Origin of the sequence: Cellulophaga sp. RHA_52, assembly GCF_007827205.1 — a bacterium.
Lineage (GTDB): Bacteria > Bacteroidota > Bacteroidia > Flavobacteriales > Flavobacteriaceae > Cellulophaga > Cellulophaga lytica.
In genome coordinates this window covers 1,779,466-1,802,605 of the sequence record NZ_VIRZ01000001.1, presented here as the reverse complement: position 1 = coordinate 1,802,605, position 23,140 = coordinate 1,779,466, and the positions used below count along the sequence as shown (strand labels likewise).

Annotated in this window: 7 protein-coding genes; all 7 read right to left on the bottom strand. The window is 35.7% G+C overall.

Translation table 11 applies throughout. The annotated features are described in order from the left end of the window. Positions 1–33 precede the first annotated feature (33 nt). Positions 34–987: a type IX secretion system membrane protein PorP/SprF gene (locus JM80_RS07905; protein WP_013620097.1), complete on the bottom strand. Its 954-nt coding sequence runs from the start codon at positions 985–987 to the stop codon at positions 34–36. Between the two features lie 10 nt (positions 988–997). Further along, positions 998–3,016: a gliding motility-associated C-terminal domain-containing protein gene (locus JM80_RS07900; protein WP_144709639.1), complete on the bottom strand. Its 2,019-nt coding sequence runs from the start codon at positions 3,014–3,016 to the stop codon at positions 998–1,000. Positions 3,017–3,047: 31 nt separating this feature from the next. Further along, positions 3,048–10,526, bottom strand: coding sequence for a collagen-like protein (locus JM80_RS07895; protein ID WP_222428950.1), 7,479 nt, complete (start codon positions 10,524–10,526; stop codon positions 3,048–3,050). Positions 10,527–10,879: 353 nt separating this feature from the next. Next, complete coding sequence (locus JM80_RS07890; RefSeq protein ID WP_255436716.1) at positions 10,880–15,355, bottom strand: Calx-beta domain-containing protein; 4,476 nt, start codon at positions 15,353–15,355, stop codon at positions 10,880–10,882. Positions 15,356–15,570: 215 nt separating this feature from the next. Further along, positions 15,571–17,508 carry an OmpA family protein gene (locus tag JM80_RS16650; RefSeq protein WP_075694363.1) on the bottom strand — a complete coding sequence of 646 codons (1,938 nt, stop codon included), beginning with the start codon at positions 17,506–17,508 and terminating at the stop codon, positions 15,571–15,573. A gap of 17 nt (positions 17,509–17,525) precedes the next feature. Further along, a complete protein-coding gene (locus JM80_RS07880) occupies positions 17,526–18,476 on the bottom strand; it encodes a type IX secretion system membrane protein PorP/SprF (RefSeq protein WP_013620102.1) in 951 nt (316 codons plus the stop codon). A 19-nt stretch (positions 18,477–18,495) separates the two neighbouring features. Continuing rightward, entirely contained in the window at positions 18,496–23,085 is a 4,590-nt protein-coding gene (locus JM80_RS16565) for a gliding motility-associated C-terminal domain-containing protein (protein ID WP_255436715.1), read from the bottom strand. Positions 23,086–23,140 lie beyond the last annotated feature (55 nt).

Here is a 23,140-nt window from a genome sequence, read left to right as displayed (position 1 = left end):
TTTTTCATCTATTTTTATCGCTAAATTATTAAATTAAAAGAATCTAGGCGATTTTAAATTTTTCTTAGTTTTTATAAAGTCATAACGCAACATTACCTCAAAAGAGCCATCATTAAATGAAGTACTACCTAGTTCTGTTGTTTCTTTATCGTAAGCTAAACCTATCATAAAATCTTCTGACACTTGAAAACCAAACATTCCACTAAATGCCGCACTCCAACGGTATGCTCCCCCTAAAATAAATTTATCGTTAAACATAAAATTAGCAGACAAATCTACTTGTAATGGAGCACCTTTTACACCTTTGGTTAAAATTGTTGGTTTAAACTTTACAGATTCATTTAAATCAAAAACATATCCTGTCATTAAATAAATATGCATTTGCTCATTTGCTACTGTTGGGTTAGAACCCTCTGCAAAATGTTTTGTTTCTAATATTCTTGGAACAGATAAACCTGCATAAAATTTTTCTGTATGATAATAAACTCCAGCACCAACATTTGGTGAAAATCTATTATCAATATCTTGCTGTAAAGTTGGATCTACACCATTGCTATTATCTTGGTTTAGTTCTGAAAAACGAACATCTAATAAGTGTGCACTAGCCTTTAAACCAAATGACAATCTACCCTCTAAAGATGTATATATTGTATAGGAAAAATCGCCATCAAAATAGGTTTCTGAAGTTGGACCAATTACATCGTTAACCACAGAAAAACCAACTCCCACACCTCTATACCCAACTGGTGTATGAAAATTAAAGGTTTGCGTTTTTGGCGCCCCCTCTAGACCTACCCATTGAGACCTGTGCAGTAAACCAACACTCATATGACCACGAGAACCTGCATAAGCCGGATTTATACTAATGGTATTGTACATATACTGTGTGTATTGCGCATCTTGCTGTGCCCAACCAGATACAGTACCTAAGGTTAACAGCAATGTAATTGCTATTAATAGTTTATAGTATTTTATTATTGCGCTCATAAACTTAATGCTATTTGTTTAAATATATGTAGCCGCTAAGCTGTTTAGTTTTACCTGCTGGTGTTGTATAATCTAACACATAAAAATATGTTCCAACTGGTAATTTTTTATCTTTATTAACTGTAACTCTACCGTGAGATGTACCGTCAAAATTATTGTTTTGAGTGTCATAAGACTTTGTAACAAACACTTGTACTCCCCATCTATTGTATATTCTAATAGTATTGTTAGGGAACCTCTCTAGTCCTGTTATTTTAAGTACATCATGTATACCATCTCCGTTAGGTGTAACTACATTAAATATTTCTATACCATCTTCTTCAGTCTCTGGAAAGTCTAAATAATCTGGAATTCCGTCTCCGTCTGCATCATCATTTGCATAATCTCCATCTTTATTAATGTCTTCATCAATAGTTGGTATGCCATCTCCATCATCATCTGCATCTCTATAATCAGATTCGTTATCACCATCTGAGTTAGGTAAATCATTTAAAGGGTCATCTATTTCATCATTTTTATCATCATCAATAGATGTTTCTCCTTCAAAACCATCATCTAGACCATCGTTATCCTTATCAGACCCTACAAATGTATCATCTGGAATACCATTACTGTCTGTATCATTAGCTTCTATTACATCTGGCACACCATCGTTATCACTGTCTTCATCTAAGTAATCTGGCAAACTATCTCCATCTGTATCTACCGGAAATATTCCTAAATTACCATCAGTTTCATAAGCGTCATCTAAACCATTACCGTTTTCATCTAAACCACTAGGAGGTACATAATCTGCTGTAGTTTGCGCTTCAACGTTATCTGGAATACCATCATCATCTGCATCTATATCTAAATAATCTGGAATACCATCACCATCCGTATCTGTAGGATCTGTAGCCGGGTTATTATCTCCGTCTAAGTTCAGATCTTCAAAACTATCTAATATACCATCATTATCTGCATCTAAATCTGTCATTTCTGCCTCATTCACAATAACAGTAATAGTAGATGTACTACAATTACCTAGAGTATCACAAATGGTATAAGTAAAAGTATCTCTACCAATATATCCTGGGTTTGGCGTGTATGTTATAACATCATCAGACGGGTTGTTTGGTGTACCATTATCATTTACGTCAATTGTACCGTTTGTTGGGTTTGTTGTTGTAAATGTACCATTGGTAGGTAAATCGTTATCATTTAAATGCCAATTATCTATAATTAATGTTTCATCTTCATTAGTTGCCACAACATCATCTTGTGTATCTAATATTGGTACAACAGTAACATCTACAGTTGCTGTACTACAATCACCATAACTATTACACACGGTGTATGTAAAAGAGTCTGGACCATTATAATTTGCATCTGGGATATAGGTAATAATATCATCAGACGGAATATTTGGTGTTCCATTATCATCAATAATTACCGTACCATTTACAGGGTCTGAAGTTGTTAATGTGCCAGGATTAGGTAAACCATTATCATTAGCAAAAACATCTACGATTATTGAGGTGTCTTCATCTACTGTAACAATATCATCTTCTAAATCACTTGCCTCACTCATACATACTACCTTAAAACTAGGTAGCTGAACAGAGTTACCTGCTTTAAGCAATGTTGCCACATATTTTATAACATCTTTAGTTGCTATAACTTGTGGTGCTGTTTGATTACCTGTTAACGCAGGAGACCAACTTACAGTTGCTCCTGACGGCACATTAGCAGAAATATCTAATGTGACCTCATTATTTGGAGTATTACAGTCTGTTAATATAAAATATGTACTTGCGTTTTTACCACACAAGGTACCATCATACGTTGCAAAATATACGCCAGGCTGACTAACTTCATAGAAGAAATCGGTACCTAAAACAGTACTTGTATCAGCTGCATTATACCACTTATAATTATTCTCGTCTGTACTATTTGGTGCTTGCAATAAAAATTGAGCACTAACTACATTAGCGCAGAACAAGCCTAGTAGCAGAGCGAATAAAAATTTATATGTTTTAATTGATTTCAAATTTCTAGGATAAGTTTTTATTCGCTTTAGCTTACTTTACTACAAATACAACGTTTATTAAAGTGTTGTAGTCTGTAGGTTGATTAGTTACTGTATATGTTAATACTCCATTTGCATTTATAGACATTGTAGCCGTATTAAATACAGTAGGATCTGCATATGTAACATAGTAATATAATTCTGTTCTAGTATATGTTGGTAAAGCTGATGGTGCACCTGCACTACCAATAGTTGGCGTACCATATTGCTTAATATACTCATCATATAAATCTAATGTTTTAGTTCCGTTTGTTGCAACATCTACTTCTACAGAAGGCGGATAAAATATACGTGCTGCTTTAGATGTAATAGGAGCTATTGCTTGTATTACTTCTTGCACATTTGTTTCTGCTGTTGGTGATGCTTCACCTCCTTCATCTACATCTATAGGTGTACGTAACTCTACTTCGTCATCATATTGATCATCTGAACCTAAATCTGATAATGGAACATTAAAGTTTCCTCCGCCATCTGTTAATCTTAAATTAGTACCTACTACTCTAAAATTAGTATTGTATTCGTTACCGATTACAGAATCTGCATCATCAACATTAATAGTAACATTATTACCTCCTGATATAGCTACATAACCTGCATTACCATTTGTTGATAATGTCTGATCATCTGATGCTGGATCTCCTGGATCTCCTTTTTGTCCCGCTGGGCCTTGTGGTCCTTGAGCACCTGTTGCTCCAGTGGCACCTCTCTCTCCTTGATCTCCTTTATCTCCCTTTTGACCATCCTGACCATTTTGTCCTGGTTGTCCTTGAGGTCCCTGCGGACCTTGTGCTCCTGTTGCTCCAGTGGCACCTCTTTCACCCTGATCTCCTTTATCTCCTTTTTCTCCTTGCGGACCCTGTGCGCCTGTTGCGCCTGTCTCACCTTGGATTCCTTGTGGACCAGTTTCTCCTTGGATTCCCTGAGGTCCTTGGTCACCTTGATCTCCTTTTTCTCCTTGTGGACCCTGTGCTCCTGTTGCACCAGTCTCACCTTGAATTCCTTGTGGGCCAATTTCTCCTTGAATCCCTTGAGGTCCTTGGTCTCCCTGATCGCCTTTATCTCCTTTTTCTCCTTGTGGACCTTGTGCACCTGTTGCACCAGTCTCACCTTGGATTCCTTGTGGGCCAGTTTCTCCTTGAATCCCTTGAGGTCCTTGGTCTCCCTGATCGCCTTTTTCTCCTTTTTCTCCTTGTGGACCTTGAGCACCTGTTGCACCAGTCTCACCTTGGATTCCTTGTGGACCAGTTTCTCCTTGGATTCCCTGTATTCCTTGAGGTCCTTGGTCTCCCTGATCTCCTTTTTCTCCTTGTGGACCTTGTGCGCCTGTTGCGCCAGTCTCACCTTGTATTCCTTGTGGGCCAGTTTCTCCTTGGATTCCCTGAGGTCCTTGGTCGCCCTGATCTCCTTTTTCTCCTTGTGGACCTTGCGCTCCTGTTGCGCCAGTCTCACCTTGTATTCCTTGTGGACCAGTTTCTCCTTGGATACCTTGAGGTCCTTGGTCTCCCTGATCTCCTTTTTCTCCTTGTGGACCTTGTGCGCCTGTTGCGCCAGTCTCACCTTGTATTCCTTGTGGGCCAGTTTCTCCTTGGATTCCCTGAGGTCCTTGGTCGCCCTGATCTCCTTTTTCTCCTTGTGGACCTTGCGCTCCTGTTGCGCCAGTCTCACCTTGTATTCCTTCTGGACCAGTTTCTCCTTGGATACCTTGAGGTCCTTGGTCTCCCTGATCTCCTTTTTCTCCTTGTGGACCTTGTGCTCCTGTTGCACCTGTCTCACCTTGGATTCCTTGTGGACCAGTTTCTCCTTGGTCTCCCTGATCGCCTTTATCTCCTTTTTCTCCTTGTGGACCCTGTGCTCCTGTTGCACCAGTCTCACCTTGAATTCCTTGTGGGCCAGTTTCTCCTTGTGGACCTTGTGCGCCTGTTGCTCCAGTCTCACCTTGGATACCTTGAGGTCCTTGGTCGCCCTGATCTCCTTTTTCTCCTTGTGGACCTTGTGCACCTGTTGCGCCAGTCTCACCTTGGATTCCTTGTGGGCCAGTTTCTCCTTGGTCTCCCTGATCGCCTTTATCTCCTTTTTCTCCTTGTGTACCCTGTGCTCCTGTTGCACCAGTCTCACCTTGAATTCCTTGTGGGCCAATTTCTCCTTGAATCCCTTGAGGTCCTTGGTCTCCCTGATCGCCTTTATCTCCTTTTTCTCCTTGTGGACCTTGTGCACCTGTTGCACCAGTCTCACCTTGGATTCCTTGTGGGCCAGTTTCTCCTTGAATCCCTTGAGGTCCTTGGTCTCCCTGATCGCCTTTTTCTCCTTTTTCTCCTTGTGGACCTTGAGCACCTGTTGCACCAGTCTCACCTTGGATTCCTTGTGGACCAGTTTCTCCTTGGATTCCCTGTATTCCTTGAGGTCCTTGGTCTCCCTGATCTCCTTTTTCTCCTTGTGGACCTTGTGCGCCTGTTGCGCCAGTCTCACCTTGTATTCCTTGTGGGCCAGTTTCTCCTTGGATTCCCTGAGGTCCTTGGTCGCCCTGATCTCCTTTTTCTCCTTGTGGACCTTGCGCTCCTGTTGCGCCAGTCTCACCTTGTATTCCTTGTGGACCAGTTTCTCCTTGGATTCCCTGAGGTCCTTGGTCTCCCTGATCTCCTTTTTCTCCTTGTGGACCAGAATCTGGATCTACCCAAGTATATACTCCTGCTCCATCAGTTGATAAAACTTGTCCGTCTGCACCTCCTGTAGGTAATTCTATTTCGTTTTGATTGTCATTATCTCCGTCTGTGTATGCAACAGTGTAATTACCAGAACCATCATTAGTTACATTAATATCTCCTGCTCCTATAACTGTCTCTCTGTAATTTGATAAGTCAATTGGTGTAGCTGTTGGATCATTAGTTAACGTTAAGTTATCTCCAGTTAATGATAAATCTTGACTGTCTGTACCTACAAAATTGGTTAAAGTACCATCCTCTGATGTGTAGGTAAAGCTACCATCTCCATTATTTACTAATGTTGTAACTGTATTATTTGTGTCAATAGTTGCAGCATTACCAGAATCATCTGTGATTGTAAATGTTCCATCTCCATTATCTAAAACAGTAGAACGCTTTGAATCAAATGTAGTTGCAGCTCCGCTCTCGTTTTCATAAGTAAATGTTCCGTCTCCATTATCTGTTAAAGAGGTAATAGTTTCGTCAATTGTAACTGATGCTACATTTAAATATAAACCACCATCTGTACCCACTTGAATATCGTTGTTGGCATCTGAACTTACTAATCCTATTGTTTGAGAAGAACCTGTACCGTCTGTATATGTTATTGTACCATCATTGTTATTAACTAAAGTACCAGCAACCTGGTTTGTATCAATAGTTGCTGCATTACCAGAATCATCTGTGATTGTAAAGGTTCCATCGCCGTTATCTAAAACTGTAGAACGCTTTGCATCAAATGTAGTGGTTACACCATCTTCGTTTGTATACGTAAATGTACCATCTGTATTGTCTACTAAAGTTGATAAAGTCTCTGTAAATGTAGTTGTTGTACCATTTTCTGATGTATACGTAAAACTACCATCGCCATTATCTACTAAAGTAGTTATGGTATTGTTCGTATCTACTGTTGCTGAATTTCCTGAGTCATCTGTTAATGTAAAGGTTCCATCACCGTTGTCTAATACTGTAGAACGCTTTGCATCAAATGTAGTGGTTACTCCATCTTCATTTGTATACGTAAATGTACCATCTGTATTGTCTACTAAAGTTGATAAAGTCTCTGTAAATGTAGTTGTTGTACCATTTTCTGATGTATACGTAAAACTACCATCGCCATTATCTACTAAAGTAGTTATGGTATTGTTCGTATCTACTGTTGCTGAATTTCCTGAGTCATCTGTTAATGTAAAGGTTCCATCACCGTTGTCTAATACTGTAGAACGCTTTGCATCAAATGTAGTGGTTACTCCATCTTCATTTGTATACGTAAATGTACCATCTGTATTGTCTACTAAAGTTGATAAAGTCTCTGTAAATGTAGTTGTTGTACCATTTTCTGATGTGTACGTAAAACTACCATCGCCATTATCTACTAAAGTAGTTATGGTATTGTTTGTGTCAATAGTTGCTGAATTTCCTGAGTCATCTGTTAATGTAAAGGTTCCATCACCGTTGTCTAATACTGTAGAACGCTTTGCATCAAATGTAGTGGTTACTCCATCTTCATTTGTATACGTAAATGTTCCGTCTGTATTATCTACTAAAGTTGTTACTGTTTCATCAATTGTAACAGATGCAACATTCAAATACAATCCACCATCTGCCCCAACTTGGATATCATTATTAGCTTGATCACTAACCAAATCAATAACTTGATCCGTTCCATCCTCATTTGTGTATGTAATTGTACCGTCATTATTATTAACTAGATTAGTTAACGTCTCTAAGTCTTTAATATCGATAACCGTATCTACACCATCTTCATCTCTATACGTGAAAGTACCATCAGTGTTTGCTACTACAGTAGTTAAAGTTTCTAAGTTTTCTACTAATGCAGTTAAGTCTAACTGTGTGGTATTTCCATCTTCATCTGTATAATCAATATTTGTATTATCTGCATTTAAAGCTGCTACTGTTAATGTCTCTAAGTCTTTAATATCAATAACCGTATCTACACCATCTTCATCTCTATACGTGAAAGTACCATCAGTGTTTGCTACTACAGTAGTTAAAGTTTCTAAGTTCTCTACAATCGCTGTTAAGTCTAACTGTGTGGTGTTTCCGTCTTCGTCTGTATAATCAATATTTGTATTATCTGCATTTAAAGCTGCTACTGTTAATGTCTCTAAGTCTTTAATATCAATAACCGTATCTACTCCGTCTTCATCTCTATAAGTGAAAGTACCATCAGTATTAGCTACTACAGTAGTTAAGGTTTCTAAGTTTTCTACTAATGCAGTTAAGTCTAACTGTGTGGTGTTTCCGTCTTCATCTGTATAATCAATATTTGTATTATCTGCATTTAAAGCTGCTACTGTTAACGTCTCTAAATCTTTAATATCAATAACTGTATCTACACCATCTTCATCTCTGTATGTGAAAGTACCATCAGTATTTGCTACTACAGTAGTTAAAGTTTCTAAGTTCTCTACAATAGCTGTTAAGTCTAACTGTGTGGTATTTCCGTCTTCATCTGTATAATCAATATTTGTATTATCTGCATTTAAAGCTGCTACTGTTAACGTCTCTAAATCTTTAATATCAATAACTGTATCTACACCATCTTCATCTCTGTATGTGAAAGTACCGTCAGTGTTTGCTACTACAGTAGTTAAAGTTTCTAAGTTCTCTACTAATGCAGTTAAGTCTAACTGTGTGGTGTTTCCATCCTCATCTGTATAATCAATATTTGTATTATCTGCATTTAAAGCTGCTACTGTTAACGTCTCTAAGTCTTTAATATCGATAACCGTATCTACACCATCTTCATCTCTGTATGTGAAAGTACCATCAGTGTTTGCTACTACAGTAGTTAAAGTTTCTAAGTTCTCTACAATCGCTGTTAAGTCTAACTGTGTGGTATTTCCGTCTTCATCTGTATAATCAATATTTGTATTATCTGCATTTAAAGCTGCTACTGTTAACGTCTCTAAATCTTTAATATCGATAACTGTATCTACTCCGTCTTCATCTCTATACGTGAAAGTACCGTCAGTGTTTGCTACTACAGTAGTTAAAGTTTCTAAGTTTTCTACTAATGCAGTTAAGTCTAACTGTGTGGTGTTTCCGTCTTCGTCTGTATAATCGATGTTTGTATTATCAGCATTTAAAGCTGCTACTGTTAATGTCTCTAAGTCTTTAATATCAATAACCGTATCTACACCATCTTCATCTCTATACGTGAAAGTACCATCAGTGTTTGCTACTACAGTAGTTAAAGTTTCTAAGTTTTCTACTAATGCAGTTAAGTCTAACTGTGTGGTGTTTCCATCTTCGTCTGTATAATCAATATTTGTATTATCTGCATTTAAAGCTGCTACTGTTAATGTCTCTAAGTCTTTAATATCAATAACCGTATCTACACCATCTTCATCTCTATACGTGAAAGTACCATCAGTATTTGCTACTACAGTAGTTAAAGTTTCTAAGTTCTCTACAATCGCTGTTAAGTCTAACTGTGTGGTATTTCCGTCTTCATCTGTATAATCGATATTTGTATTATCTGCATTTAAAGCTGCTACTGTTAATGTCTCTAAGTCTTTAATATCAATAACCGTATCTACACCATCTTCATCTCTATACGTGAAAGTACCATCAGTATTTGCTACTACAGTAGTTAAAGTTTCTAAGTTCTCTACAATCGCTGTTAAGTCTAACTGTGTGGTGTTTCCATCTTCATCTGTATAATCGATATTTGTATTATCTGCATTTAAAGCTGCTACTGTTAACGTCTCTAAGTCTTTAATATCAATAACCGTATCTACACCATCTTCGTCTCTATACGTGAAAGTACCATCAGTGTTTGCTACTACAGTAGTTAAAGTTTCTAAGTTTTCTACTAATGCAGTTAAGTCTAACTGTGTGGTGTTTCCATCTTCGTCTGTATAATCAATATTTGTATTATCTGCATTTAAAGCTGCTACTGTTAACGTCTCTAAGTCTTTAATATCAATAACCGTATCTACACCATCTTCGTCTCTATACGTGAAAGTACCATCAGTGTTTGCTACTACAGTAGTTAAAGTTTCTAAGTTTTCTACTAATGCAGTTAAGTCTAACTGTGTGGTGTTTCCATCTTCGTCTGTATAATCAATATTTGTATTATCTGCATTTAAAGCTGCTACTGTTAACGTCTCTAAGTCTTTAATATCAATAACCGTATCTACACCATCTTCGTCTCTATACGTGAAAGTACCATCAGTGTTTGCTACTACAGTAGTTAAAGTTTCTAAGTTTTCTACTAATGCAGTTAAGTCTAACTGTGTGGTGTTTCCATCTTCGTCTGTATAATCAATATTTGTATTATCTGCATTTAAAGCTGCTACTGTTAACGTCTCTAAGTCTTTAATATCGATAACCGTATTTACTCCGTCTTCATCTCTGTATGTGAAAGTACCATCAGTGTTTGCCATTATAGTTGTCAATGTTTCAACTATGTGTAAGCTCGTCAAATCAACACTAGAAGTTCCCCCATTTTCTAATTGAAGTGTCAATGTGTTTGTATCTGAATCGAAACTAAAATCTTGAATTTGCTGATCATCAGTAGATGTCAACTCCCAAGAATTACCATCCCAAAAGTAAATTACTCCAGTATCTGTGTTTACATATACATCTCCTAAATCTGCTCCTGCAGGACTGGTCATACCTGCTACAGTGACATCTGTACCGCTTAAAACCTCACAATTACATTGATCTTCTAAGGTCACGGTAGTTTGTGAGAATGCAATTGATGATATTAAAAGCATCATCGGTAGTAAAATCTTCTTCATACTGGGGTTTTTTATTCTATTCATTTCTTTGTAATAAGTTAAGATGCTTGTACTTCTACTCTACTTTTTTTGAGTTGATACATTTAAACATCTGATTGTAACTTATACATAACTTTACTTTACAAAATTAACGTTAGATAGTCCGCTAGAAAATAAATGTTGTGTATAGCCCTATTTGTATGGTTAACTTCTATAAAAACAATGTGGAGTATAATTATGTTTGTTAAATTGGTTATGAACAGACGTTTTTAATCGATAACAATGCCATTTTAAACGGATTACAAAAAAACAAAAGACTACAATTAAGTAGTCTTTATCTTGTTTTTATATCTGTAAATTAACTTTTATCAATTTTAATTTCCTTTTATTCTGTACGTAATATTTCTATTTGTAATAGCATTAAAAACTTTTAACACTACAAAGGGAGAAAACTCTGAAGTAGAATTTGAAATTGTTGCTGTAGTAGTTACAAAATTTCCAACAGTTACAGATGCTGGTTTTGGAATTACAAACCTAAATTTATTTGTAGTATCATTATTTCCATCATCATCTGAATAAGAAGAAGTATTAGGAAATTGATCTGACGAACTACCTTCTACCATAGAACCGATAAACACTTGTCCTTCTCCATAATCTGTAACCATACCTAAACTATTGTCTCCTGTATTTGCAGTTCCTTCATTAATATCTGTTAAAAACAACTCTATGGTAGCGCCTGGTCTAGACCAACCCTCTACTATAATGTTAGATCCAGATACAAATGCATTAGATATTACTGCAAAGTTAGCTAAACCGTTAGGCCCACTATCTGCATCTCCGTTATCATTAATAGTTACGCCATCACCAACAGCATTACCTGCATCTAAGTCTATACCTAAAGCAGGACTTGTAGTTCCGTTAGCAAATATTGAATTCCTAGATATTAAATTTCCACTAGTATTACCTCCTGCAATTACTATACCTGCACCACCATTAGATGTTATTATATTGTTAGTAATTGCGGCATTATTGCCATCAATTTTTATACCTGCATTTTCAATTACACCACTACAATTCCCTCCATTTTGTCCAGAGGTTTTAATTGTATTTTCTAAAACAACAACATCGTCTACATCTTCAACTTCAATACCTAGTGCTCCGGCTTTTTCTATTAAATTTTGCGTAATTGTTATATTATTTCCCCCATCAATAAATATATTATCAAAGCAAGCCCCTGTTCCATTTTCTGTTAAATGATTATTTTGAACAAGTACAGAAGAACCTCCCCTAATTTGTATACCTGCATTGGAGTTTGTTGTTATAAAATTTGAATCTATTGTAGCATCTCCTCCTGTAACTTCTACACCATAATCAATATTACCTGCATTAGCACCAACAGCATTAACACCCAAAAGTGAATGAGAAACTGTACCTTGGCCTCCACTAATAATAACACCTGCATTGTTATTAGCATATACAGATACGTTACGTATTACAGTACCATTACCAGAAGTATTAAGAACATCTCCATTATTTTTATGAATTTGTATTTCTGGTCTATCATATCCTGGTAAAGCAATAGCGGAAACACCAACAGATGTACCACCTGCACCCTCTGCTCCAAAATTAGAATTTCCAGAATATGCTGTTTGTGTACGCCCGTCTATAATGGTGTTTTCTCCTGTTATTACCTCTAAAGGATTACCATTAGATATTAAAATATCAAAAATACCACCAGTGTAATTTTGATCTGCAGTTCTTCCTAATGCATCTGATGTTGGAGGTATCATAAAAATAGATGTGTCCTCTCCTGCTCCTGGATCAAAAAGACTATTTGCTTCAATATCCACAGTTGCTTCTCCTAAGCTATTAGAATTTTTTATAAATTGATTTAAAGACCCTTGTCCGTCTTCATTTGTATTTACAATTGTATTAAAATTAAAACCAAAATCAATACCTACAACTCCATTACCCGAAACAGATACATTAGATACACTTTGAGCATTATTAATAACACCTAAAGAAACATCTTGAGTTGCTGTTGGATCTTTACCTCCTACTTCATTAGGCTCCTCTTGTATAGCTCCTGCTGTTCCAAAAGATCTATATGTTTGTACAGGGTAACAATCTGAACAGCTAAAACCTCCTCCTCTAGTAGATTTTACGGTAGAACTAACTGTTCTAATAAGGTAATCACCATCTGCCATACCACCAAAGGAGTAATAACCAGATGCATCTGTTGTTTTTCTCTGAATAAAGTTTCCTGAAGAATCAAAAAGTTCTACTACTGCTCCTTGCAAACCAACACCATTAGCTGTTGCCTGGTTACGCCCAACTCCTCCTGGGTAATTTACATCTTCAAAAACAGTACCTGCAATTAAGTTAGATGGCACTTTTATAACAACAGCTGCTGATATTACAAAATCTTGACCCACATCTACATTAGCTGTTACTTGGCTATCTGCTGGAGAAATAAATGAAGAAATATCGTACGTATCTAAATCTACTCCATATGAATTTGATATGTTGTATGTTGGATTTACTGTATTATCATAAATTGTTGAATTGTATGCGTTATTACCAGGCTGACCACCATCGTTTGCTAACACAAAATTTTGACCTGCTTGGTTTGTAATAGATAGTTCTTCAGGGTTTGTTGACCCCTCACTAAAACCATTTAAATCTGGATCTCCTTCCCAAGATAAGAATGATGCTTTTGCTCCCGCTCCAGAAATAGCATAAAAAGAATCTAATGTAAAAGATGTTCCTTCATTACTTAAACCATCAAAACCTTGGTATAAGTTTATATTTACTGCTGGTAAATTTGGATCTTCATAAAAGACCATTAATGCCCAACCACCTAAAACGGTACTAGAATTACAGTAATCTCCCGTATTATTAATAGTTAGTCCACTAAAATCAAAAACATTTGTACTTGGATTTGCTACACTTTTAACAATGTCAGTTACATCACTTACATAACCAAAAAAGTTTCTATTAGTTAAAGATGTTTGATATAGGAAATTTGCTGATACATTTTGTCCTTCAAAAATAACATCTGGATCTCTAACTGTACTTGAGTGAGCCCAATATAAATATGCTCTTTCTACCGTTCCTGTATTAGGTATAGGTGATATTAATGTATTAGAAGATGATGTAGTAATTGTACAAGGTGAAGCTCCGTTTGCACCTGTTCTTAAAGTACCACCAGTTGTAGAATAATCATAATACCCATCAAACTCCTGAAATAAAGTTAATGGATCATTTGCTAAAATTTGTGAATTAATTGTACCCGTGCCTGTATCTGCATAATTAACAGTAGCGTATTCTGCTGTAGCATTTGTAAACTCAATTTTAAAATTTTCAGCAAATTCTGGTGTACCATCATTAGTTATGGGTACAGATATAGTTTGTACATTACCTAGCTCTCCTGTAAAGGTTAAAGTACCACTTACAGCTGTATAATCACTACCTGCCAAAGCTGTATCATCTACTGTTGTATAATCTACCGTAAAAGGTGCTTCAACAAAACCAAATAAAAATACATTTCTACCGTGTGCAGCTCTTGTAGATGTTACTGTAAAAATTGCAACACCTGCATCCTCGTCTATAGTTACATCTTCAATTTCTATTACTGGTCCTTCTGGGTAACAATTAACCTGTGCTTCCCAACCTGCTCCTGTTGAATTACCATTAGATGTAAATCTAAACGTTAAACAACCAGATACCGCAGATGAATTTATTGAACTAGGAATGTTAGCACTATCATATTCACCAATTAATGGTGCACTTGTTGAATTACCATCATATATGTATAAAATATCTCCAGTTACAACTTCAAAAGCTGTAAAATCTACATTTACATATGTATCTGCTGTATCTGGACAAATTGTGTACGTGGCATCTTCATTATTACTATAATTTGATGGACCACCTGGATCAAAAAAAGTGTCGTTACAACTATTTACCGTAACTCCATCTGTCATCACCAAGGCATCATTATCTATTATTGTACCTGTGCCTATGTCTGATATATCTATACTATTGTTAGAGGAACTTGTAAACCTAATTGTAAAATCTTCAGCTCCTTCTATAGTTGTATCTTCTAAAATTGGTATTGTTATGGTCTCAGAATCGTTAATATTACCATTAAAATTTAAAGTTCCTGTTCTAGCTGTATAATCTGCTCCTGCAGTTGCACTACCATTAAAAGTAGAATAATTAACACTGTATGAACCTGATACACTTGCAACAGTTTGTCTTACTGTAAAAGTAGCAGTACCATCAGCTTCATTAACCGTAACATCGTTTATCTCTAATACAGGACTAGACACTGCAGTAAACAAAACATTATCTATAAATATCTGGTCATTATTAGCCCAGTTATTACCGCTAGTAGACCTAAAAATAATTGCGGGGTTAGATGTAACTTCTGCAGCAGACAAAGTATATGAAATAGATCCTTGGTTATTTGTATTTATGTTATTTACAAGATTCCAAGCTCCTGTATTACTATTATAAATATATACTCCTAATGATTCTCCTCCTCTATTGCGAGCGTCATAATCTAAAGTAAGCGTAACAGAATCATAACCTGCTAAAGGAACAAACCTATAAATAAAAGCATTATCTAAGTTTCTTAGTCGTAATCTACCACCCGTTACCCTAATATCTCCATTCCAAGCACTATTGTTATCACCAGATTCTATCCAATTTGAAGAAAAGTTTTGGTTTCCATCGTTTCTACTGTAAGAAATAGATGAAAAATTATCTCTAAAAGTATCTTGACCTAATACCAAGCTAGTAAAAAGCAAGAAAAAAAACACTAAATATACATTAATCAACTTCATAATAAGAATTGGGTTTAATTTGGGGAATGTGTTATAAGTAAACACACCTATCTTATTAATCTGCTAAATTATAACCTTTAGAGTAGCGTGTATAATATTTGTTGTGAACAATAGTTAATGTAATGTATACCTCTACAAAGATGAAGTGAGAAGAAATAAAAAAAAAGCCTTAACTTTTAGGTTAAGGCTTTCTTCGGAATTAACTAGCAGTTAATCTATTCTATAATAATGAATTCTGATCTTCTGTTTAATTGATGTTCTTTTACTGTACAAGGCACACCATTTTCACACTTATTTACAAGTTTAGTTTCTCCAAAACCTTCTCCTTGCAAACGACTTGCATCAATACCTTTAGATACCATATAATTTACTGTGGCTTCTGCTCTTTTTTGAGATAACCATAAGTTGTAAGAATCTTTTCCTCTACTGTCTGTATGTGAGTTCACTTTAATTTTTAAACTAGGAAATTTTTCCATTGCAACTATTACTTTTTGTATTTCAATCTCTGCGTCTGGTCTAATATCAAACTTATTTAAATCAAAATAAATAGTACTTAATTGTAATAGTTTTGCTAAATCGTCTCCTGCCCCAGCAGTTACCTTATCTCTCTCTAAATAAAAATCAATAACCTGTGGCTCTCCATTAGATTTGTTTAAATATTTTTCTGATGGCACATACCCTTCTACAACTGCTCTAACAAAGTTACCTTGATTACAATCTAATGTAATATTGTATACACCTTTAGAGCTCATTATTGTTGATGATATTTCTTCGTTATTTTCATCTATAACTTTTATTGCTGCTCCAACCAAAATTTCGTTAGAAATTTTATCTCTAACTGTTCCTGTAATTTCCTGTACACAATCTAACACTAACGGTTCATTTTCTACAAGAGCATAAATATCATCTTCTCCTATACCGCCTTTTCTGTTAGAAGCAAAATATCCATTTCTATTTTCACTATCAAAAATAAACGTAAAGTCGTCCATATTACTATTTACTGGCTCGCCAACATTTACAATAGAACCTGCAAAGTTATTATTGGCTATTTTGGTAGCAAAAATATCTAAGCCTCCAAGGCCTAAATGACCATCTGAAGAAAAATACAAAATATCTTCATTAGATACATAAGGGAACGTTTCTCTTTCTTCTGTATTTATTTTATTACCAAGGTTTACAGGTGTTCCAAATGTATTGTCATCATTAATACTAACACTAAAAATATCAGACTGACCAAGAGTCCCTGGCATATTAGATGCAAAGTACAATGTTTTTTCATCACTACTTAATGCAGGGTGAGCTACAGAATAACTATCACTATTAAAAGGTAATTCTGTAATATTTGTCCACATTCCATCTACATAATCTGCCCTAAATATTTTTAATCTTACTACACCATCACTATCTTTTACTCTTTTACCATCTTTATAATTGTTTCTGGTAAAGTACATTGTAGTACCGTCTTTTGTAATTGCAGAAGTAGATTCATGATATCTTGTGTTTACATTTTTATCTAACTTTGCAACCTTATCTAAAGACACACTATCTACGTTTACTTTGTATAAATCTAAAAAGTCTCTTGAGTTCCAAGTATGCCTATATTTTGCAAAATTTCCTGTATCTCTATCTGATGAGAAAAGTAAGCCTTCTTTAAAGAAAGTTGGGGCAAACTCATTATGCGCACTATTGTACTTAAATTTTGAAATTTTGAATTTGTCTGTATTGGCTTTAATTTTTTCTGATGAAGCAACTGTATCTTTAGAAAATAAGGCTTTATCTCCAGAAGATGCAACATCATAAAACTTCTCTAAAATAGCATTAGATTCATCATACTCACCTAAGGTTCTTAACGTTTGTGCATACTTAAAATATTGTTCTGCTGTAACATCTGCCTCAAACTCTGTTACTAATCTTTTATATATTACGGATGCGTTTTTATAATCTGCATTAAAATAATATGAGTTAGCTAATTTGCCTAATAATTCTGCAGATACAAAACCCTTTTCTATAACTTTAGTGTAAATATCTATTGCAGGACTAAAAGCGTAACTTTTGTATTTATTATTTGCCTTTTCTATTAATTTCTCTTGGGCACTAATGTTACCAACAGCAAAAAACAGTATAGCAAGTAAAACTATAATTTTCTTAACCATTTTTTTAATTTTAAATTTTAGAAGAATCTAGGTGAAACTAGCTTTTCAAAAGCTCTAACCAATTCAAACCTCATAAATACTTCAAAAGAGCCATCATTAAATTGTGTACCTCCCAGTTCTGTTGTCTCTTTATCATATGCTAAACCAAGCATAAGTTGGTCTGACAATTGAAAACCAGCCATTGCACTTACAGCTGCATCCCATCTGTAAGCTGCTCCAAATGTAAATTTCTCGTTAAACATAAAGTTTGCTGATAAATCTACCTGAAGTGGTGCACCACTAACTACTTTAGTTAGTACTGCTGGTTTAAATTTTAATGTATTATTTAGGTCAAAAACATAACCTGTTATAGCATATAAATTTACCTTATCTTTAGATAAAAACTGAACACCATCTGAGTCTCTATTGCTATTATCAAAATGATCTGTTTCTACTAAATTAGGAGCAGATACCCCTAAGTAAAACTTGTTTGTATGATAGTAAAAACCCAACCCAAAATTTGGAGAAAATTTATTATCTATATTATCTGTTTCTACTACTTCGTCATCTATTTTTCTTAGTTTTTCAAAATCTAAGTTTAATAAGTTACCACCTACTTTAACTCCAAAAGACAGCTTTCTGTCTTGGGCAAGTTTTAATGTGTATGATACTGTACCATCTATATATGTTTCCTGTACAACACCATCTCCAATTTGGTCATTAACTATAGACACGCCATATCCTAAATTACTGTTCCTTATTGGAGAGTGTAAATTTATAGTCTGAGTTTTTGGTGCACCATCTAGACCCACCCATTGAGACCTATATAATGCAGCTATACTTAATTGCCCTCTAGAGCCTGCATATGCCGGGTTTACAGCTAAAGTATTAAACATATATTGTGTGTATTGCGCATCTTGTTGTGCACTAACACTATCTAAAACAAGGATTACTAATATAATTGTTGCTAGAATGCTTCTTTTTATCATTTTATGATATTAAATATTGTTATTTACTTACGTATAGATAACCACTATCGGTATTATCTTTTCCGTTTTGTTCGTAGTTGAAAATGTAATAATATACTCCAGAAGGTAAAACTTCACCGGCTCTTACTGTAGATCTTCCTTTAGATTTACCATCAAAAACATTATTGATGTTGTTGTATCCATTGGCTTCAAAAATTGCTATACCCCATCTGTTATAAATTTTTAATGAGTTGTTAGGAACAAGGTCTACATTATCTATCCATAAGAAATCATTTTTACCATCACTGTTTGGTGTAACCATTTGCATAACTACTACCGCATCTTCATCTGGCGTGCTATCATCCATATTATCTAAATAATCTGGTGTACCATCACCGTCTGTATCATCATTAGTTGGATCACCATCGCCATCTGCATCTTCATCTGGTGTGTTTATACCATCACCATCATCATCTAAATCTCTGTAGTTTACATCTTCTGTACCGTCTGTATCTGGTAAATCGTTTGCTGGATCATTGATCTCATCATTAACATCAAATCCATCGTTTACATCTGATCCTTCATAACCATCATCTAAGCCATCACCATCTGTATCTATAGTAGTATATTGCTGATCTGGAACTCCGTCAAAATCAAAGTCGTTACCTTCATTATTATCTGGAACTGAATCATTATCACTATCTAAGTCAATATAATCTGGTGTATCCTCACCATCGTGATTGTTTGGTGTTAAACCACCCAAGTATGCACTATTTACACCATCATTAGCTAAGTAAGTCGCAGCATCATCATTATTAGGAGCAATATAGCCAGCTGTTGTTTGCGCTTCTACATTATCAGGAATACCGTCATCATCAGCGTCTATATCTAAATGGTTTGGTATACCGTCTCCGTCTGTGTCCGCAGGATTAGTTAACGGGTCATTATCTCCATCAATATTTTCATCTTCTACTGTATCTAAAATACCATCATTATCATCATCTAAATCTACAGTGTCTGGAACTCCATCGCCGTCTGTATCTGTACCAGGTGTATTATCTGTAGGATCTAAATAGTCTGGTGTACCATCACCGTCTGTATCATCATTAGTTGGGTCACCATCGCCATCTGCATCTTCATCTGGTGTGTTTATACCATCACCATCATCATCTAAATCTCTGTAGTTTACATCTTCTGTACCGTCTGTATCTGGTAAATCGTTTGCTGGATCATTAATCTCATCATTAACATCAAATCCATCATTTACATCTGATCCTTCATAACCATCATCTAAACCATCACCATCTGTATCTACACCTGTAAATGTTTGGTCTGGTTCTCCATCAAAATTAAAATCGTTACCCTCATTATTATCTGGAACTGAATCATTATCACTATCTAAGTCAATGTAATCTGGTGTATCCTCACCATCGTGATTGTTTGGTGTAATTCCTTCATCTCCTGATCCTTCATAAGCATCATCTAAACCATCCATATCTGAATCGTTTCCGCTTGGTGCTATGTAACCGTCTGTTGTTTGTCCTTCTACGTTGTCTGGAATACCATCGTTATCTGCATCTATATCTAAATGGTTTGGTATACCATCTCCGTCTGTATCTAGAGGATCTGTTAATGGATCATTATCATTATCTAAGTTTGGATCTTCTACTGTATCTAAAATACCATCATTATCATCATCTAAATCTACAGCATCTGTAACTCCGTCACCATCTGTATCTTTTCTGTCATCCGTAGGATCTAAATAATCTGGTGTACCATCACCGTCTGTATCATCATTAGTTGGGTCACCATTGCCATCTGCATCTTCATCTGGTGTGTTTATACCATCACCATCATCATCTAAATCTCTGTAGTTTACATCTTCTGTACCGTCTGTATCTGGTAAATCGTTTGCTGGATCATTAATCTCATCATTAACATCAAATCCATCGTTTACATCTGATCCTTCATAACCATCATCTAAACCATCACCATCTGTATCTACACCTGTAAATGTTTGGTCTGGTTCTCCATCAAAGTTAAAATCGTTACCCTCATTATTATCTGGAACTGAATCATTATCACTGTCTAAATCGATATAATCTGGTGTATCCTCACCATCGTGATTGTTTGGTGTAATTCCTTCATCTCCTAATCCTTCATAAGCATCGTCTAAACCATCCATATCTGAATCGTTTCCGCTTGGTGCTATGTAACCGTCTGTTGTTTGTCCTTCTACGTTGTCTGGAATACCATCGTTATCTGCATCTATATCTAAATGGTTTGGTATACCATCGCCATCTGTATCTAGAGGATCTGTTAATGGATCATTATCATTATCTAAGTTTGGATCTTCTACTGTATCTAAAATACCATCATTATCATCATCTAAATCTACAGCATCTGGAACTCCGTCACCATCTGTATCTTTTCTGTCATCCGTAGGATCTAAATAATCTGGTGTACCATCACCGTCTGTATCATCATTAGTTGGGTCACCATCGCCATCTGCATCTTCATCTGGTGTGTTTATACCATCACCATCATCATCTAAATCTCTGTAGTTTACATCTTCTGTACCGTCTGTATCTGGTAAATCGTTTGCTGGGTCATTAATCTCATCATTAACATCAAATCCATCGTTTACATATGATCCTTCATAACCATCATCTAAACCATCACCATCTGTATCTACACCTGTAAATGTTTGGTCTGGTTCTCCATCAAAATTAAAATCGTTACCCTCATTATTATCTGGAACTGAATCATTATCACTATCTAAGTCAATGTAATCTGGTGTATCCTCACCATCGTGATTGTTTGGTGTGATTCCTTCATCTCCTGATCCTTCATAAGCATCATCTAAACCATCCATATCTGAATCGTTTCCGCTTGGTGCTATGTAACCGTCTGTTGTTTGTCCTTCTACGTTGTCTGGAATACCATCGTTATCTGCATCTATATCTAAATGGTTTGGTATACCATCGCCATCTGTATCTAGAGGATCTGTTAATGGATCATTATCTAAGTTTGGATCTTCTACTGTATCTAAAATACCATCATTATCATCATCTAAATCTACAGCATCTGGAACTCCGTCACCATCTGTATCTTTTCTGTCATCCGTAGGATCTAAATAATCTGGTGTACCATCCCCGTCTGTATCATCATTAGTTGGGTCACCATTGCCATCTGCATCTTCATCTGGTGTGTTTATACCATCACCATCATCATCTAAATCTCTGTAGTTTACATCTTCTGTACCGTCTGTATCTGGTAAATCGTTTGCTGGATCATTAATCTCATCATTAACATCAAATCCATCGTTTACATCTGATCCTTCATAACCATCATCTAAACCATCACCATCTGTATCTACACCTGTAAATGTTTGGTCTGGTTCTCCATCAAAGTTAAAATCGTTACCCTCATTATTATCTGGAACTGAATCATTATCACTGTCTAAATCGATATAATCTGGTGTATCCTCACCATCGTGATTGTTTGGTGTAATTCCTTCATCTCCTGATCCTTCATAAGCATCATCTAAACCATCCATATCTGAATCGTTTCCGCTTGGTGCTACGTAACCGTCTGTTGTTTGTCCTTCTACGTTGTCTGGAATACCATCGTTATCTGCATCTATATCTCTAAAGTCTGGATTAGAATCTGAATCTGAATTTGTTGGTATAATACCTTCTCCAGAGCCAGGTGTAGTTTCATAAGCATCATCTAAACCGTTACCATCTGTATCAAAAGTACAAGGGTGCACAATAGCATTACCTCCTTGAGCTTCAATATTATCTATAATACCATCATTATCAGAATCTATATCTCTAAAATCTGGTTTCTTATCTCCGTCTGTATCAACTGGAGTTAAACCTAAACCTGGACAACTTTGGTAAGCATCATCTAAACCATCACAGTTAGCATCCTTTCCTTTAGGTGCAATATAATCGTCTGTATTTTGCGCTTCTATATTATCTATAATTCCGTCATCATCAGAATCTATATCTCTAAAATCCGGATGAGAATCACCATCTGTATCAACAGGTGTAATTCCCTGACCTGTACCACAATAATCTTCATAATGATCATCTAAACCATTTTTTGGAGCAGAATCCATACCGCAAGGTGCAGTAAATTCGTTTGTAGGCTGAGCTTCTACATTATCTAAAATTCCGTCATTATCAGAATCTATATCCAAATAATCTTTTCTAGTATCTCCATCAGTATCTATTGGAGTTAAACCTCCACAACTTCCTGGTGTTTCCTCGTATGCATCATCTAAACCATTACCGTCAGAATCTATGCCACTTGGAGCTATAAACCCCACTGATAACTGCGCTTCTACATTGTCTAAAATACCGTCATTGTCAGAATCTATATCTAAACTATTTGGTATTCCGTCCTTGTCAAAATCACCGTTTCCTTCTACTGTATCAATAATACCGTCATTATCATCGTCAATATCAACGTGATCAAAAACGCCATCACCGTCTGTGTCTACACCAGGACCAAAGTCTGCGTAAACAGTGAATGAAGAGAATATAAATACAAGTAAAAAAGTAAACAGAGGTGTCCTTTTTTTAGATAAGGACCTGCTAATTATTAAAGTAAAGTTTTCCATAAATGATAGTTAGTGTTACTAATCACCATGGCATTTTTTGTTAAGTTTACTTAAA

Excerpts from the sequence above, each read along its gene's own strand:
- JM80_RS07905 (WP_013620097.1), bottom strand. The coding sequence starts at position 987 with ATGAGCGCAATAATAAAATACTATAAACTATTAATAGCAATTACATTG.
- JM80_RS07895 (WP_222428950.1), bottom strand. The coding sequence starts at position 10,526 with ATGAAGAAGATTTTACTACCGATGATGCTTTTAATATCATCAATTGCA.
- JM80_RS07890 (WP_255436716.1), bottom strand. The coding sequence starts at position 15,355 with ATGAAGTTGATTAATGTATATTTAGTGTTTTTTTTCTTGCTTTTTACT.
- JM80_RS16650 (WP_075694363.1), bottom strand. The coding sequence starts at position 17,508 with ATGGTTAAGAAAATTATAGTTTTACTTGCTATACTGTTTTTTGCTGTT.
- JM80_RS07880 (WP_013620102.1), bottom strand. The coding sequence starts at position 18,476 with ATGATAAAAAGAAGCATTCTAGCAACAATTATATTAGTAATCCTTGTT.
- JM80_RS16565 (WP_255436715.1), bottom strand. The coding sequence starts at position 23,085 with ATGGAAAACTTTACTTTAATAATTAGCAGGTCCTTATCTAAAAAAAGG.